A 15,604-nucleotide genomic window follows, 5' to 3' on the forward strand; every position below is an offset into this window, starting at 1 on the left:
GCGATAGTTTTGGGTCAATGTTCCGGCGGCGCGACCAGCGCAGCGACGGCCATGTCCAGTGCGCGTTCCAGCAGGCGTTCTCGAGTGGGCACTGTCGCACCTGTTGCGATTTGCGTATCGCGCTCAACCAATATCGAATCAAACATATTGGAAAGGTAGCGGGTTCTGAAGGCATAGGTTTCTTGCGGTAAATCCGGCAATGATTCTTTTAGCCATTCTGATATTTGCAATGTGGCCGGTTGATTCCGTGCATCTCGCTCGATCGGGTGCGCAATGCCCTCAAAGTTTTTGAACCGAATCCTGAACTCCATCATGAATTTGGCAAAGGTGTTGCGTCCTTCGGCGTCGAGCATTTCAGCGCGCGGCACAAACAGCATCGACAACAAAGTCCGCACACTCAATAAATTGCCAGCAGCAGTCTGTTCGCTTAGCAGGGTTTCTCGTCGCGTTTCTATTTGAGCAAAACGCACGTCGAGAATTGCCGAGACCAACTCCGCCTTGGTACCGAAGTGATACTGGATAGCGTAATTGTTGGCCTGATTTGCGTCTGCAGCAATTTGCCGGAGCGACACAGCATCGATCCCGTAATCCGCAAAAAGCTGCTCAGCCGTATTGATAATGAGTTTTTTAGTCGGGTGTTGGCGGTCTTGGGTGTCCACCGGCGTGGAAGCTGCGGTAAATTTTTTCGATTTTCCGGCAGTGGGCTGACTGGTTGATCTCGGCATGAGAAGTGCTCGGCGGATGGCTGATTACGTAATGGTATAACAGGTAAAGTGTTGAGGTTAAGTCGTGTGACTGAATATTATTGCTTTTGATCTGGCTGCGTGCCAATTTTTAAAAGGCAGCCAAATTGCCAGTGTCGCCTCCTAAAATTCTTGAGGAAAAACAATGTCGAAAAGTCTCTGCGGAAGATCGGTTTTTATCGCCATTTGCACAGCTGTCGTCAGTTTCAGTGCGCTTGGGGCCGAGTCAGTGGATGTTCATCTGAATACTCCTTGGCGGCTGGGTGATGTGTTTAAAACAAAACCTGTTAGCGCCACCGCTCGCCCTAACTCGTCTTGCAAAACGGCGGAAATTTATGTGTCACGAATTGATGCCGGGCGCGGTAGTGAAATTGGCGAGCTTTTTGCGGAAGATGGGGTGTTCCTGCCTCCGAACGCATCGGTATCTGACGCGTTAAAGGGGCGTGAAGCGATCAATGCCTGGTTCTCCAGGCATGCTAAATCCGTCAAACACGCCATTCCGCTGAGTTTCATCGATGCTGGTTCTGAGTGTTTCATGGAGATTGCCGGGATGTTGAGCAATAACCAGGATGGTCAATTCCATCTCACCGCCATTGACCATTTCACGATGAATGCCGAGGGGGAAATTGTTCGTGCCGTGTATTACTTCAGGCCGGACACCATCCGGGCCGTGGATGCGATAGTTGCCGCGAGCGCAAAAAAGCAATAGTGGTGACGCCGCTATTAAGGTCGTGCCCAGGAAGTGGCGTGGCTAAGCCCGCTGGATACGCTTGGCGGCAAAAGGGGCTCTTGGTCAAGGTAGTGTTTGCGAAGGCCTGTGGGGCGCGGCGGGGGCAGTGTCAAAAGCCCTTGCTGCGCCAAGACCCGTAAAGGCTACTGCGATCTGAGGCAGGATCCTTGTTCGGGCTGACGTGCTCAATGGTGGGCGCAAAGCAGAAGCCTTCAATGGTTGGTTCAAAAGCTGAAAGTGCCGATGCCCAAGAAAGATTTCTTCGTCATGGCGAAGTGGCTGAAGTCGGTTTTTGGAGATTATTAATCCTATACTGTATTTAAATGATGTAATCAGTAGAATGAATGCAAAGATCTACGGCCATTAGGATTAAATCATGAATAATATAAGCGAAATGACGCCCGCTTTTGCCTCGTCTACTGCCAAGAAGCAGCCACTGCATATTCCCAAAGCGCCGGAAATCGTTGCCTCGCGCGTGAAAAAGATGATCGTTGGCGGTGAGCTCAAGGAGGGGGATCTGCTGCCTGCCGAGAGCAAACTGATGGAAGAATTCGGCGTCTCCCGGCCGACGATCCGCGAAGCCTACCGAATTCTCGAGGCCGAGCGATTGGTAACGGTATCACGTGGTGCGCGCGGTGGTGCTGTCGTTCATTCGCCTGATCCAGACCTTATTTCCAACTATGCGCTGATGGTTCTACAGTGTGAAGGCACCACCGTTGCCGAAGTCTATCAGGCGCGAATGGCGTTTGAACCGTCAGTCGTGCGACTTGTGATCAAGAACGCGCGCAAGACTGCTCCTGATGCACTGCGCCTGGCGGTGGCCAAGGAGCGCGAGGCTCTGGATGAGGCTTCAGGCTTTGCGCAAACGATTGCCAATTTCCATCGGGTGTTGGTGGAGTTGTCTGGCAACCGGCCACTGATCCATTTGTGGTCTGCAATACATCAAGTAGTCGAGCGGCATCAGGCGCTGGTGGTGTCTGTATACCGGCGCAACCAGGCTTCTGACGCCATCATCGCCAATGCTTCGATTGGGATACGCTCGCAGGAGAAGTTGATCAAGTTGATCGAGGCCGGCGATGAAGATGGAGCGGAAAGCCACTGGCGCAAGCATATGCAGGCTGCCTACAAGACCTGGGTCAGTGGTTACGAAGAAATGACGCTCTCCCAGTTGCTCCAAGACTGATATTCAGGTCTAACGCTTTGCGCTTTCGGTGGGGGTTTTGTAATACCCGACCGCAACGATGTAGTGACCACTACGTTGCAACAGGGTTTCTTTTAGCTCCGGCTTGCCTGTAACGGGGTTGCGCCACAGGTAGTTGATGCGTGCCGTGTCGCGGCCCTTGATTGCGGCCAACATCTGTTGGCCGATCGGCTGGCCATCGACCGAGGTCAAATGCCGTAAGTCGGTATTGATCAAGCGCCTGTTGTAACCGTGGGCGACCATCTTCAGGTTGCTGGTATCAACAACGAAGACGTATAAATCGTCGCGAGTCAGTTGGTTATCCAACTGATTGATACGCGCAATCGTATCGCCCGGCGCCTTGTTCAAGTCCTTTACCGCATCGTCGAGCAAAGCTTGCGCGGCGCTCGGGCTGGAGCGGGGCATGTAGTAGCCAACGGCAAAGACCTTGTCATCGACACGCTGGTAATAAGCCATTTTACGTTCGGACTTGCCATCCTCCCAATTAGTCCAGCGATACTCCTGGCTGCGAACTTCCTGAGTGTCGGGCTGGCTCAGGATATTGGTAAATGCCTCACCCAATGATGGATCGAGCAGGGGGGCAATATTGCGGCCAATATACTGTGCTGACGGACCGCCGCTGGCCAGCATTACACCATGGGTATCGATCACGTATACGTAATACTCGCCCTGGACGAATTTGCCCTGACGGCTGAATTCGGCCAATGCGCTATCGCCTACCTGACGATAGCGGTCAACCGCTTGCGCAAGCAAGTGTTGGGCCTGAACAGCCTGACTCTGGTAGGTGGGTTCCACAGCGATATCCTGGGCGCAAGCATGACTTAACAGGCTCAATCCAAGATAAAGCGACAAAACAAATCCCGTCGTTTTCACACAATACTCCAGTGGATATCGGCCCGCAGTACGTCTAGACGTAAGTCTGCAGGCCAGGCAGGTTCGTACATGGGCGCGTACCTCAGCCCATGTCAAACCGGCGTGAAACCAGCGGGCTCAGCTTGTTCAGGGCTGAGTTCGCAAATTCCACTGGTATTGACAGGCTAAAGCATCAACGACCGCATTATCGTGTTCATCGTCATCCCCAGATTGTAGTTGTGTGGGATTCAAGATAGATATGATTGTAATCGTATGTACGTATAATTTGAAGGGGGCGACAGCACAGTTGATCTGCCGCTCATCGACGTTTGTTAACGAAATCCTCCAGCGCCTGACGGCACTCCGGGGCTTGCAGGCGAGCGATGAAGTTTTGATTTTCCTCTTTAATGATGCCGAGCACGCTATCTCGCAGCGGCGCTTTCATCAGGCGCTTGGCTGTTTGCAATGCACCAGGGGAGGCGGTCGCGAGGCGCTCTGCATAGTCTCTGGCGAAGGCCAGGCAATCCTGCCCTTTATCAAACAAATGCGTGCACAAACCCTGCGCATGAGCCTGTTCCCCGTCGATGCCTTCGCCCCCGAGTAGCAGGCGAGAGGCATAGCCATGCCCCAATCGTTGTGGCAACAGCAGGCTTGCGGCGAATTCCTGGCACAGACCGAGCTTTACGAACGGCGTGGCAAAGCGACTGTTGCGGGTAGCCATCACCAGGTCACAGTGCGGCAGCAAGGTAGTGCCAATGCCTATGGCAGCGCCGCAGACTGCAGCGATCAGGGGTTTATCAAGTGCGACGACCGCTGCCATGAAGCGAAAGGCTGGGGCGTCCAGGTCTTTTGGCGGCGCTTGCAGAAAATCCGCAAGGTCATTGCCCGCGGTGAAGCATTCCGGGCCGCCAGTGATGACTACAACCCTTACGTCATCATCGACACCGGCAGCCTTGAGCGTTTCACTCAGGCTGTCGTACATGGCGTTGGTCAGTGCATTGTATTTGTCAGGGCGGTTCAGCGTGATCGTCAGGCAATGCTGGTGACTTTCGACCCGGATGTATTCACTCATGCATAAGGCTTCCTAGGGGTATTGATGTCAGCGACATTGTGAAAATGGAATATTCTTGTCTACGCGGATTTCACCCGGCATCCCCAGGACTCGCTCGGCGATCTGGTTACGCAGGATTTCGTCGGTGCCGCCAGCAATTCGCAGCGCAGCCGCCCATTGATACCCGTAGCCGAAGCGTGTCGCCGGGGCGTCGGCCTGCTCGTCAGTCATCCCCTCCAGGCCCAGGTTGTCCAATGCCAGCGCCGATAGCTCTTGAAGAGCGTTGGCATAAACCAGCTTGCTCATGGCGGCAATAGGACCTGGTGTTTCGCCTTTGGACAGAGAGGTCAACAGGCGGAAGCGGAAGTAACGCAGCCCAAGTTCTTTGGTCAGCAAACTGGCAATCCTGAAGCGATCCTGAGTGACCTGGCTGCCACTTTTGCCGATCTGCTCAAGCAGTTCGACCACCGATGGAAGTGCCTGGCTTTCACCGCCAACATTGACTCGCTCATTCATCAGGGTCGTCATTGCACACTTCCAGCCCTCGCCGACAGCGCCGATGCGATAACTGTCGGGGATGCGCAGGTCTGTGAAGAACACTTCGTTGAATTCCGACTCGCCGGAAATCTGCTCGATGGGTCGCACATCGATGCCGACGCTGCGCATGTTCACCAGGAAGAAGGTCAAGCCCTTATGCTTTGTCGCTTCGGAGTCGGTACGTGCCAGTAGAATCCCCCAATCGGCGACGTGCGCCCAGGAGGTCCAGACTTTTTGCCCGTTGATGACCCAGTCATCGCCATCCTTGACTGCACGAGTGCGCAAGTTTGCAAGGTCGGAACCTGCCGAGGGCTCGGAGAACAGCTGACACCAGATCAAATCGCCATTGAGTGTAGGGCGAGTAAAACGTTCGATCTGCTCGGCAGTGCCATGGGTGCGCAGTGTCGGGATCGCCAGTTGCGTACCGATGGTCACCAGCGGGCCGACCGGCACCGCATAGCGCGACTCCTCTTCCTGGAAGATGACTTCCTGCATCGGCGTTCCATCCAGGCCGCCTTCTGCGCGCGGCCAACGGATGGCGGCATACCCGGCTTCTGCCTTTTTGCGTTGCCAGAGTCGTGCACTGGCGGTGAACGCTTCGACATCATGCTGGCTGTCGGTGCCCAGTACGCTGGCAACGTTGGCTTGCAGCCAGTCGCGGGCCTGTTGACGGAATTCGGCTTCAGCCGGGGAATCGTTAAAATCCATGTTCGTCTCCTTAGTGGGCCTTCAGCAGTTTCAAGGAATCTTGCGACAACAGTCGATCGACCCATGCTCCAGGCTCGCCCAGTGTCATGGCCAGCAAGCGCGAGCGCTTATAGAAGAAGTGGCAGTCGGCTTCCGAGGTGTAGCCGATGCCACCGTGCACATGCAGGCATTCTCGCGCTGCATACTCGAAGGCCTCGGTTGCGCTCAGTCGGCAGGCGGCGGCGGCCAGCGCGCGTTCGTCCTGATTGCCGGCGTGCAGGGCCCAGGCACCGTAATAGGCATTGGAGCGGGCCAGTTCGATTTTCACGGCCATATCGGCCAGCTTGTGCTTGATGGCCTGGTAACTGCCAATAGGGCGGCCAAACGTATGGCGCTCAAGGGCGTAGTTGCGAGCCAGCTCACAGGCTGCTTCTGCTCCGCCGATCTGTTCGAACGCGGTCAAAATGGCGGACTGGTCGACGACCTGCTGCATCGCGGCAATGGCCTGCGCCCCGGCCAGCAAACCTATGGCTCGAACACCGTCGGCCTGCAGGGCGGCAAATGGGATGATTTCATCAGGACTGTTCAATGCCACTGGCTGCAACCCGGCATCACCGAGTTTGACCAGGACCATGACAGGCTGTCCTGCTTGCTGAGCTGGCAATAACGCGTAGTGAGACTGGGCGGCGTATGCCAGAGGGCGACTGCGGCCTGTGAGCGTCTTGCCATCGAACTGCAACGGCTGACCGGCCCAGGATTGTCCAGGTGCAACCAGGCCGGCGGCGACGATAGCTTCGCCACTGGCAATGGCTTGCAGTAAATCCGGTGCCTCTGGGGCAGCGCTGAACTTGAGTAATTCTGCAGCCAGCAACACTGTGCTCTGGAAGGGGATTGGCGCCAGTGTCCGGCCCAGCTCCTCGGCGAGCACGCACAACTCCAGCATGCCCAGGCCGAGACCGCCTTGATCCTCGCCTATGGCGACGGCCGGCCAGCCCATCTCCGCGACCTGTCGCCAGAGATCGGAATTGAATGACTGTTGCGCCCCAAGCATCTGTCGCACCGTATGGAAGTCGCTGACTTCGCTCAGGAGGCGACGGGACTGATCCCGCAGCATCCGCTGCTCATCTGAGAAATCGAAATTCATGGAGGCCCCTGCAACGTAATTGTTGTATAAACGTATAAATCATATACATAATAAAGCCATCTTGTCCAGCAACGCACACAGACCTGTCGATGGCGCGAAAAAGTCCTGAAGAGCGCCATTATTGCGCGTTGTTCGTTCATGAAAAAGCGCTATGATTTATGTGTGTCGAATTGTTATAGTGTGTATCATATAGCTTATTGTTCGCTATTGTGCCGTAATGAGCGCGGTCTACTTATTAACTCAAGGCTGAGATCATGAGCGATTTGAAAGAGTTTTCGTTCTCGAGCGGCAAGGTGTCGGGCGAGCGGCGACAAGTGCTGCATATTCCCAAGGCGCCGCAGATCGTTGCTGGCCGAATCAAGAAACAAATTGTGCGCGGTGAGCTCAAGGAGGGGGATCTGCTTCAGGCTGAAGGCAAGCTGATGGAGGAGTATGGTGTTTCGCGCCCGACCATTCGTGAGGCATTTCGCATCCTTGAGGCTGAGCACCTGATAACTGTTGCCCGGGGCGCCAAGGGTGGCGCGATCATCCATGCACCTGACCCGTTACTGATCGCCAATTATGCATTGATGGTGTTGCAGTTCGAGGGTACTACCGTAGCGGAGGTTTATCAGGCGCGCATGGCATTCGAGCCCTCGGCTGTCCGTTTCGTGGTTGAGAATTCGGGTGAGCGCGCGCCCGCGGTCTTGCGCGAGGCGATAGAGCGCGAGCGAGCCTTTATCGAGGATCCGGCAGGCTTTGCTGCCGAAGTCGCGCACTTTCACAAAGTGCTCGTGGAGCTGTCGGGTAATAAGCCGTTGATCCATCTGTGGGGGGCGATGCACGAGGTAGTCACACGGCACCAGGCTGCAGTTGTGGCGTTGCAGCGTCGCAGTATTCCTGTGGAGAGTTCGATTCTGGCGGCCGTTACCGGATTGAAGTCCCAGGAAAAACTCATCACTCTGATTGAGGCGCGGGACATCGATGGTGCCGAAGCCCATTGGCGCAAGCATATGGTGCGTGCCAATAAAGTCTGGGTGGCAGGGTTCGAGCACATGCGAATTTCCGACTTGTTCCAGGCCGGTTAAGCCGTCGGAGCCACCGTGGGGTGGCTCAAGTCTACTGCTTTACGGAATGTCTTGCACATTGATCAACATGTTCGCGGCGCTGCTCGCGTAGTCTCGGGTTGCTCCATGATTGCGCAGGGCCTGGTGGCTGCGTTCGGGCTGGAAGCTGAAGCAGAGTGCAGGCTGGCCAAATTCGGCGGCAGTGTTGAATCGGTCATGGTCGATCGTTCGACCGCCGGCCACCAGGATGGCGCGCCGCAGCAATGTTGCTTGTTCGGCGGCTTCTTCGGGGAGCGACTCGGTCCACTGGCGGAAACCCCGTTCCAGTGTCTGGCCGGTAAAGGGGGCCGGACCCGTTATTCGATCATTGTCTACCTCCCAATACATACCTTCCTTGCCGTCACACAGGATTCGAGCGCGCGTCGGCCCCAGGGTCGGATGCAGGCCATTCCAGGCAAAAACCTCCCGGTCCTCGACGGTTATTTCATAGCGGCGTTCGCAATCTCCGCGCTTGATATGCGCCAAGGTCAAACCTGCTAGATCGTGGACGTGGGTGCACTGCTGGCGCATGTCGATCAACGCGCCGATGTCCGAGGCGCGATTTATCAGCGGGCTGCCGACGAGCACCTGCAAAGGCACTTGTGCTCCGGAACAGGTTGCCCAAGGTGTGCGCGGTGAAGCCATGCGTACGGCGGTGATGTGCTTGTCGTCGTGTTCTATGGTCACGCCAAAGTGATGGAAGTCATCCTCCAGCCAGCCAACCACCTGTCCAGGCGTCACCTGGCGCAGAACAATAAGACGGCGCAGACGACCACCGTGTCGTGGAAAAGTATCGTTCATTGCTGATTCTCGACAGGTCAAAAGCAGGTGAGGAAGTTGCCTTGCATGCGCGGCACGATATCGAGCAGTCCAAGCTGGGCGGAATACTTCACTTCATCGAGCATGTCTTGCTCGTGCAATCGAACACCCAATTGACTTTGCATCAGGCAGCCATGTGGCGAGTCGCGATATTGGCCGTGCACCGCACGGGCGATATGGCAGGTGTCCGATCGGGTCCAGTGGCCAGGGCGCGCGATTTCCAGCTGATCGACAAGGTAGCCCGCCAGGTACAGATCTTCCAGATTGACTCGGCCGGCCGAACCGGAGCAAACCAGCACGATCGAGCTGTCCTCGTGCGTCTGGAGCTGTCGAACAATGGCTGGGGCATTGAGCAGCGCAGCTGCATAAACGTGCCTGGCGGTATCGGCCTTGCGCAGGGCGACTGTACCGTTGGTAGTGGAAAACACGACATTGCGACCTGCTATTGGCTCTTGCGACAGAGCGAGCGGAGAATAGCCTACAAAACCTGGGATGTTTTGCAGGTGGTTCTCTCCGGCCAGTAAGTAGCTGTCGGGTTGCAGTCCCTTTATTGTGTCGCAGGCCATTTGTCGGTTGGCAGTGGGATAGACCGCTTTAGCGCCGTGGTGCAGGGCGGCGACAATAGTCGAGGTGGCGAACAGAACATCGATGACCACGGCAACCTTGTCATACAGGAAAGCCGGATCGAGGTCCTCCTTGCGCAGAATCACATTTATTTTTGGCATTTTTTGCGATGCTCCGGCATGCAGGGATCAAAAGAATCAGTACTGGTAGGTGAATAAACAGCTTAATGATACATATTATTAAGCGCAAGGCGAGGTTATCGGGTTTCGTAGCGGGGTTGGCAGTAATGCCACCGATATTAGTGGTGGCTTTACCTGTGATCTAGTTGTTTATCGTCTTAAACATACATATCATTGTGCTCTATGGCGTCGAGGTGGTTGGCTCAGGCCTGCTCGATGAAGAATGATCCGGATGGGGAGACAGACAGTGGCTCAAGCCTATATTTTCGATCATGTGCGCACGCCTCGTGGCCGCGGACGTTCCAATGGCGGCTTGCACTCGGTCAGCTCGGTAGAGCTGGCGGCACAGGTGCTACGTGCCCTGCGTGATCGCAATCAACTCGACAGCGCCGAAGTCGCAGAAGTGGCATTGGGTGTGGTCACGCCATTTGGTGAGCAAGGTTCAAACCTGACCCGTCCCGCCATTTTGATGGCCGGTTATGCCAATAGTGTGCCCGGACTGCAGTTGGACCGAGCGTGTTCTTCGGGGCTTGACGCGGTCAACATGATGGCCGCGCAAGTCATGGCCGGGCAGGTCGATCTGGCCATTGGCGGTGGTGTGGAGTCCATGTCACGCGTTCCGATGGGCTCCCAGGGCAGCGCATGGGCCAGGGATCCCGCCATTGCTTATGCCACCGCATTTGCACCTCAAGGCATCGGTGCCGACCTGATTGCCACGCGCAGTGGTTTCAGCCGCAGCGATGTCGATGCCTACGCGCTGGCCAGCCAGCAGCGGGCCGGGCGTGCCTGGGATGAAGGTCGTTTCAATGGCTCGGTGATACCGGTAGTGGACTCGCTCGGCTTCCCCTTGCTCGAGCGCGATGAACACATGCGTCCGCAAACCCGTGCGGAGGACCTTGCCAGTTTGCAGCCTGCGTTCGCGCAAATGGGCACTCTGGGCGGCTACGACGCCATTGCCCTGCAAAAATATCCTGATGTTTTCGAGATTGAGCACGTGCATACCGCCGGTAACTCGTCGGGCATCGTCGATGGTGCCGCCGGGGTATTGATCGGTTCGCTGGAAGCAGGAAAACGTCTGGGGCTGAAGCCCCGCGCACGTATTCGCAGTTTCGCCAGCATTGGTTCAGACCCGACCATCATGCTGGACGGCCCGGCGCCAGCTTCGCTGCGCGCTCTGGAGCGGGCAGGGATGAGCGTTGCCGATATCGACCTGTTTGAACTCAATGAAGCATTCGCCTCTGTCGTGCTGGAGTACATGCGAGTGCTGAACATTGGCCATGAGCGGATCAACGTCAATGGCGGTGCCATCGCCATGGGTCACCCACTGGGCGCGACCGGTGCGATGTTGCTCGGCACCGTCCTCGATGAACTTGAACGCACCGGTGGCAGCACTGCACTGGTCACGCTATGTGTCGGCATCGGCATGGGCGCGGCAACCATTATCGAGCGCGTCTGAATTCGATCCTCACCAAATTCTGCAAGGATGGGCCATTGCATGTTTGAAACCATTGATTTTGCGTTGGGTAAAGATGGCGTTGCTGTCGTTACCATCGACATACCCGGGCAACCGGCCAACACCATCACCGAGCGATTTCGAGATGAGCTGGCTGAGGTCGTCGAACGAGTGGCCGCCGATGCCGAGATTCGCGGCGTTGTCATCACCTCGGCGAAGAAAGATTTTGTCGCCGGTGGTGATCTGAAGGAAATCGTACGGACCTTGTCTCGCGAATTGAGCGTGGCTGATGCCCGCGATATGGCGACCCAGATGAGTCCATTGCTGCGCCGCCTGGAAAGCAGCGGCAAGCCTTATGTGGCTGCAATTAATGGCTCCGCTTTGGGCGGTGGCCTGGAAATCGCTCTGGCCTGCCACCACCGTCTGGTATTGGACAACCCGCGCATTTTGCTCGGCTTGCCTGAGGCCACGCTGGGCCTGATGCCGGGTGCCGGCGGTACGCAGCGCCTGCCGCGGTTGATCGGTATTGCCAGTGCACTGCCGCTGATGATGAAAGGCACATTGCTGTCGCCAGATGCTGCATTGGCCAAGGGTATCGTCGACGGCGTACTCAGCGCAGAGCAGTTGCTGCCAGCGGCGCGCGCCTGGATCCTTGAACATGCCGATGCCCAGCAACCCTGGGACAAAAAGGGCTATCAGGTCCCCGGTGGAGCAGGTTTTGCGGATGCAGAACTCGGTAACCTGTTCAACCTGACGACCACGCAGATTGCCCGGGATACCGCGCGCAATCTGCCGGCACCGATCGCCTTGCTCCGCGCTGTCGCTCATGGCACCTGTGTGCCAATCGACGCGGGGCTGCATATCGAGTCTTGCGAATTCGCCAAGCTGGTGCTCGATCCAACTGCCTGCAACATGGTCCGCACCTTGTTTGTGAACAAGGGCGAGCTGGAAAAACTCACCCGTCGGCCGAAAGCCATCGAGCCGGCATCGATCACCAGGGTGGGGGTAGTCGGAGCGGGTCTGATGGGCAGCGGTATCGCCCAGACTGCGGCAGTCGCTGGCTTGCAAGTGGTGTTGCTGGATGCCAGTGCTGAACAAGCCACTGCCGGCCGCCAGCGGTTGGCCGATGAATTCGCCAAACGAGTGGCCAAGGGGCGCATGGTTCAGGCCAGCGCTGATGAGATCCTGGCGCGTATTCAGGCAACAGGCGATTACTCGGAACTTGCCGAGTGCGATCTGGTGGTCGAAGCGGTCTTTGAAGATGTACAGGTCAAGGCTGCTGTGTTCATGCAGGCGCAGGCCGTCATGAAACCGGGCGCGATTCTCGCCTCCAACACCTCGACCTTGCCGATTACCGACATGGCTCGCGACCTCAATCGCCCCGATGGATTTATCGGGCTGCATTTCTTCTCGCCCGTCGATCGCATGCCGTTGGTGGAGGTCGTGGTCGGTCAGCAAACCAGTGATACCACCCTGGCTCACGCCCTGGATTTCATTCGTTTGTTGCGCAAGACGCCGATCGTGGTCAAGGACTCGCGAGGCTTCTTCACCTCTCGGGTGATTGCTGCATACCTTCAAGAGTCGCTGGCAATGCTGGGTAGCGGCGTCAAGCCGGCCCTGATCGACAATGCTGCACGTCTAGCAGGTTTTGCCATGGGGCCATTGGCGTTGCTTGACGATATCGGGATGGAGAACGGCTACAAGTCATCCTTGGCCGAACGTGCTGCTTTGGGTGATGCCTGGAGTGAGCCTGCGGGGTTCAAGGTTCAAGAGATGTTCAGCGCAACCCTGGGGCGAATCGGCCGTCGTTGCGGCAAAGGTTTCTACGACTATCCAGAGGGCAAACGTACTTTGTGGTCGGGTCTTGCCGATGTCTATCCGCCACTGCTCGTGCAACCCGATGTTGAAGACATCAAGAAGCGCATGCTCTATATCCAGGCGTTGGAAGCAGCACGCTGCATGGAAGAGGGTGTTATCGGCAGCGCTGCCGAAGGTGATGTCGGCTCGTTGCTGGGCATTGGTTTCCCGACCTGGACGGGCGGCGTGTTCAGTTTGATCGATACAGTCGGCGCCATTGCCTTCGTCAACGCCTGCGATCGATTGGCCGATCTCCATGGCGAGCGTTTCCGTCCATCAGCCTGGATGCGTCAACGTGCTGAGAGTGGCGAGCGTTTCCATGCCCGTGAACAATAAGCTTTGGCCTTGCATGGGCCTGGGGTGCGATCACTATGAACTTTGATTTTTCTGCTGATCAGGAGCAGTTGCGCGATCAGGCCAAGCGGGTATTCGCTGAGGGTCTGGGCCGCGCCCGGGCACTGCTGGAAAGTCCGCAGAGTCATGATCAGGCACTGTGGAGCCAGGTGCAGGAGCTGGGCTGGCCGGCGGCTGCTATCGCCGAGGCCGATGGTGGTCTGGGACTTTCGGCTCTGGAGCTTTGCGTTCTGGCCGAAGAGGCGGGTCGTACGCTCGCGCCGATCCCGTTCAGCTCTTCGGTATTGCACGCCAGTACCGCATTGCAGCAGTTGACGGACTGCCAGGTCGCGTCGGCGCTGCTGGGTGAACTGGCGGCGGGGGAAAAAACCGCCACCGTCGCTTTTACCGAGCGGGGCCAGGCAGCCTGGACTGAGCGGCCCCAGGCACGCGTCATCGCCGGACAACTCAGTGGCCATAAAGCCATGGTCGCTGATGCACCGGTGGCGGATGTGTTTATCGTTTCGGCGTGCGCCGATGAAGATGGCCAGGATTGGGGGTGGTGGCTGGTCGAGGCTCAGGCAGCGGGGGTGAGCCTGGTGCCGGTCGAGGCGATCGACCGGATCCGTCGTCATGCCGACCTTCATCTGGACGCTGTCAGTTGCGTGCGATTGGGGGCAGCAGGGCAAGGCAGTGCGCTTTCCGAGCGCGCATTGGATGCCGCAGCCGTACTCAGTGCATTCGAGCAATTGGGCAGCGCCGAGGCAGCGTTGGAGTCGACCCTGGAGTACGTCAAGACGCGGCAGGCGTTCAACCGCGTAGTAGGCGGCTATCAGGCCGTCAAACACACACTGGCCGATCTTTACGTGAAAAACCAGTTGGCCCGCAGCCATTGCTACTACGGTGCATGGGCCTTGACCCAAGCCCCCGAGCACTTGCCCCGCGCCGCCGCGGGTGCGCGACTGGCAGCCACTGAGGCCTTTTGCCAGGCCGCCGAAGCCGCGGTGGAGTTGCACGGCGGGATCGGTTTCACCTGGGAAAGCGATATCCAACTTTTCTACCGCCGCGCGCGGCTGATGGCTACCCAACTGGGGGGCCGTGCCTTTTGGGCTCGCCGTCTCAAGGCAGCCTTGCAGCGCAAAGCGGCTTGACCGGACACAGGAGCGATATCCATGGATTTTCAAGATACGCCTCAAGAAGCAATCTATCGCGCAAAGGTGCGCGAATGGCTGAGCGCCAATGCGCCAGCCTTCCAGGTCAAGCCTGAAGAAGGCCTGGAGCATCAGCGCTTCATGGCGTTGGCGCGTGGCTGGCAACACCTGAAAGCAGAAGCCGGCTATGTCGGCATCATGTGGCCAAAACACGTTGGCGGGCAGGGTGGCAGCCCTATCGAGCACGTGATTTTTCACCAGGAAGAAGAGCATTACAGCCTTCCGGTCGTGCCTTTCGCAGTCGGTATTGGCATGTGCTTGCCGACATTGTTTACCCATGGTTCGGCCCAGGTGATGGACCGTTTCATGTCCAAGGGCATGCGCGGCGAGGAGATCTGGTGCCAGTTGTTCTCCGAGCCGGCCGCCGGGTCCGATCTGGCAGGCTTGAGAACCCGCGCTGTGCGTGACGGCGATGACTGGGTGGTCAATGGCCAGAAAGTCTGGACCTCCTACGCCCACGAGTCCGACTTCGGGATCTTGCTGGTACGTACGGACCCTTCGGCGCCCAAGCATAAAGGGCTGACCATGTTCTACGTCGACATGCGTGCGCCTGGCGTTGAAGTGCGGCCGATCCGGACGCTATTGGGCGATGCGGAGTTCAACGAAGTTTTCTTCACGGACGTGCGCATTCCCGACGCCCAGCGCCTTGGTGAGGTTGGAGAAGGCTGGAAAGTTTCCCTCAGTACCCTGATGTTCGAACGCCTTGCCGTCGGCGGCAAGCCGTCCGGCGCGCCAGTGGCCAGTGAGCTGGCGGACCTGTTCGATGCCGATGCCCTGGCCCGTTTTTATGTGGCTGATGAAGGTATCTCTTTGACGCGCATGCGTTCAATGACTGCCGTTTCGCGCGGTGGTGTACCGGGCCCCGAAGCCTCGATCAACAAGCTGGTGATGGCCAAGAACCTTCAGGACATGAGCGCCTGCGCTTTGGAAGCCTTGGGTGTGGATGGTCTTCGAGAGTTCGATGATCCGCAGGCTCGTCGATTCAACTATTGGTACATGTGGTCTGCGGGTTTGCGCATTGCCGGTGGTACCGATGAAATCCTGCGCAACATCATCGCTGAACGGGTACTTGGATTGCCGCCTGAACCACGTAGCGATCGGGATACGCCGTTCAACCAGTTGGGCAAGGCTTGATCCGACAGTCGATACAATGAAAAG

The 15,604-nt window shown here is 57.3% G+C and carries 14 protein-coding genes; 7 read left to right on the forward strand and 7 right to left on the reverse strand.

The window, feature by feature from the left end; genetic code table 11:
- Positions 1-14: 14 nt before the first annotated feature.
- Positions 15-725 (reverse strand): TetR/AcrR family transcriptional regulator, encoded by a 711-nt coding sequence (locus KW839_RS08000; RefSeq protein WP_218423950.1) that lies wholly within the window; start codon positions 723-725, stop codon positions 15-17.
- 163 nt (positions 726-888) lie between these two features.
- Between KW839_RS08000 and KW839_RS08005 the strand changes: the two genes are divergently transcribed.
- On the forward strand, positions 889-1,452 hold the full coding sequence (locus KW839_RS08005; RefSeq protein WP_218423951.1) for a nuclear transport factor 2 family protein: 564 nt from the start codon (positions 889-891) through the stop codon (positions 1,450-1,452).
- A gap of 397 nt (positions 1,453-1,849) precedes the next feature.
- Entirely contained in the window at positions 1,850-2,656 is an 807-nt protein-coding gene (locus KW839_RS08010) for a FadR/GntR family transcriptional regulator (RefSeq protein WP_218423952.1), read from the forward strand.
- Positions 2,657-2,665: 9 nt separating this feature from the next.
- Here the strand turns inward: KW839_RS08010 and KW839_RS08015 are convergent, their stop codons facing one another.
- From KW839_RS08015 to KW839_RS08030, 4 genes are all read right to left on the reverse strand, one after another.
- On the reverse strand, positions 2,666-3,469 hold the full coding sequence (locus KW839_RS08015) for a cache domain-containing protein (protein ID WP_371318051.1): 804 nt from the start codon (positions 3,467-3,469) through the stop codon (positions 2,666-2,668).
- 376 nt (positions 3,470-3,845) lie between these two features.
- Positions 3,846-4,598: an enoyl-CoA hydratase-related protein gene (locus tag KW839_RS08020; RefSeq protein WP_218423954.1), complete on the reverse strand. Its 753-nt coding sequence runs from the start codon at positions 4,596-4,598 to the stop codon at positions 3,846-3,848.
- A 27-nt stretch (positions 4,599-4,625) separates the two neighbouring features.
- Complete coding sequence (locus KW839_RS08025; RefSeq protein ID WP_218423955.1) at positions 4,626-5,822, reverse strand: acyl-CoA dehydrogenase family protein; 1,197 nt, start codon at positions 5,820-5,822, stop codon at positions 4,626-4,628.
- Positions 5,823-5,832: 10 nt separating this feature from the next.
- Positions 5,833-6,945 (reverse strand): acyl-CoA dehydrogenase family protein, encoded by a 1,113-nt coding sequence (locus tag KW839_RS08030; RefSeq protein WP_218423956.1) that lies wholly within the window; start codon positions 6,943-6,945, stop codon positions 5,833-5,835.
- Positions 6,946-7,199: 254 nt separating this feature from the next.
- On the opposite strand from KW839_RS08030, the gene KW839_RS08035 reads away from it, so the two are divergent.
- The gene (locus KW839_RS08035) at positions 7,200-8,012 is read left to right on the forward strand and encodes a FadR/GntR family transcriptional regulator (RefSeq protein ID WP_218423957.1); all 813 of its coding nucleotides are present in this window, start codon (positions 7,200-7,202) and stop codon (positions 8,010-8,012) included.
- 39 nt (positions 8,013-8,051) lie between these two features.
- Here KW839_RS08035 and KW839_RS08040 read toward each other — a convergent pair whose 3' ends face one another.
- Both KW839_RS08040 and KW839_RS08045 read right to left on the reverse strand, forming a co-directional pair.
- Positions 8,052-8,831: a DUF2889 domain-containing protein gene (locus tag KW839_RS08040; RefSeq protein WP_218423958.1), complete on the reverse strand. Its 780-nt coding sequence runs from the start codon at positions 8,829-8,831 to the stop codon at positions 8,052-8,054.
- 17 nt (positions 8,832-8,848) lie between these two features.
- Positions 8,849-9,559 carry a 2-phosphosulfolactate phosphatase gene (locus KW839_RS08045; RefSeq protein WP_218423959.1) on the reverse strand — a complete coding sequence of 237 codons (711 nt, stop codon included), beginning with the start codon at positions 9,557-9,559 and terminating at the stop codon, positions 8,849-8,851.
- Between the two features lie 280 nt (positions 9,560-9,839).
- Here KW839_RS08045 and KW839_RS08050 point away from each other — a divergent pair, with 280 nt between their 5' ends.
- Genes KW839_RS08050 through KW839_RS08065 form a run of 4 tightly spaced genes read left to right on the forward strand, consistent with a single transcriptional unit; the run spans position 9,840 to position 15,580 of the window.
- On the forward strand, positions 9,840-11,048 hold the full coding sequence (locus tag KW839_RS08050; protein WP_218423960.1) for an acetyl-CoA C-acetyltransferase: 1,209 nt from the start codon (positions 9,840-9,842) through the stop codon (positions 11,046-11,048).
- Positions 11,049-11,087: 39 nt separating this feature from the next.
- Positions 11,088-13,238, forward strand: coding sequence for a 3-hydroxyacyl-CoA dehydrogenase NAD-binding domain-containing protein (locus tag KW839_RS08055; protein WP_218423961.1), 2,151 nt, complete (start codon positions 11,088-11,090; stop codon positions 13,236-13,238).
- 35 nt (positions 13,239-13,273) lie between these two features.
- Positions 13,274-14,386, forward strand: coding sequence for an acyl-CoA dehydrogenase family protein (locus tag KW839_RS08060; RefSeq protein ID WP_218423962.1), 1,113 nt, complete (start codon positions 13,274-13,276; stop codon positions 14,384-14,386).
- A gap of 21 nt (positions 14,387-14,407) precedes the next feature.
- Complete coding sequence (locus tag KW839_RS08065) at positions 14,408-15,580, forward strand: acyl-CoA dehydrogenase family protein (RefSeq protein ID WP_218423963.1); 1,173 nt, start codon at positions 14,408-14,410, stop codon at positions 15,578-15,580.
- Positions 15,581-15,604 lie beyond the last annotated feature (24 nt).

It is taken from the genome of Pseudomonas sp. PDM31 (assembly GCF_019218965.1).
Lineage (GTDB): Bacteria > Pseudomonadota > Gammaproteobacteria > Pseudomonadales > Pseudomonadaceae > Aquipseudomonas.

What these genes read in the sequence shown, in the direction of transcription:
- KW839_RS08030 (WP_218423956.1), bottom strand. Translation starts at nt 6,945, where the DNA reads ATGAATTTCGATTTCTCAGATGAGCAGCGGATGCTGCGGGATCAGTCC.
- KW839_RS08040 (WP_218423958.1), bottom strand. Translation starts at nt 8,831, where the DNA reads ATGAACGATACTTTTCCACGACACGGTGGTCGTCTGCGCCGTCTTATT.
- KW839_RS08060 (WP_218423962.1), top strand. Translation starts at nt 13,274, where the DNA reads ATGAACTTTGATTTTTCTGCTGATCAGGAGCAGTTGCGCGATCAGGCC.
- KW839_RS08010 (WP_218423952.1), top strand. Translation starts at nt 1,850, where the DNA reads ATGAATAATATAAGCGAAATGACGCCCGCTTTTGCCTCGTCTACTGCC.
- KW839_RS08000 (WP_218423950.1), bottom strand. Translation starts at nt 725, where the DNA reads ATGCCGAGATCAACCAGTCAGCCCACTGCCGGAAAATCGAAAAAATTT.
- KW839_RS08005 (WP_218423951.1), top strand. Translation starts at nt 889, where the DNA reads ATGTCGAAAAGTCTCTGCGGAAGATCGGTTTTTATCGCCATTTGCACA.
- KW839_RS08035 (WP_218423957.1), top strand. Translation starts at nt 7,200, where the DNA reads ATGAGCGATTTGAAAGAGTTTTCGTTCTCGAGCGGCAAGGTGTCGGGC.
- KW839_RS08055 (WP_218423961.1), top strand. Translation starts at nt 11,088, where the DNA reads ATGTTTGAAACCATTGATTTTGCGTTGGGTAAAGATGGCGTTGCTGTC.
- KW839_RS08020 (WP_218423954.1), bottom strand. Translation starts at nt 4,598, where the DNA reads ATGAGTGAATACATCCGGGTCGAAAGTCACCAGCATTGCCTGACGATC.
- KW839_RS08025 (WP_218423955.1), bottom strand. Translation starts at nt 5,822, where the DNA reads ATGGATTTTAACGATTCCCCGGCTGAAGCCGAATTCCGTCAACAGGCC.
- KW839_RS08065 (WP_218423963.1), top strand. Translation starts at nt 14,408, where the DNA reads ATGGATTTTCAAGATACGCCTCAAGAAGCAATCTATCGCGCAAAGGTG.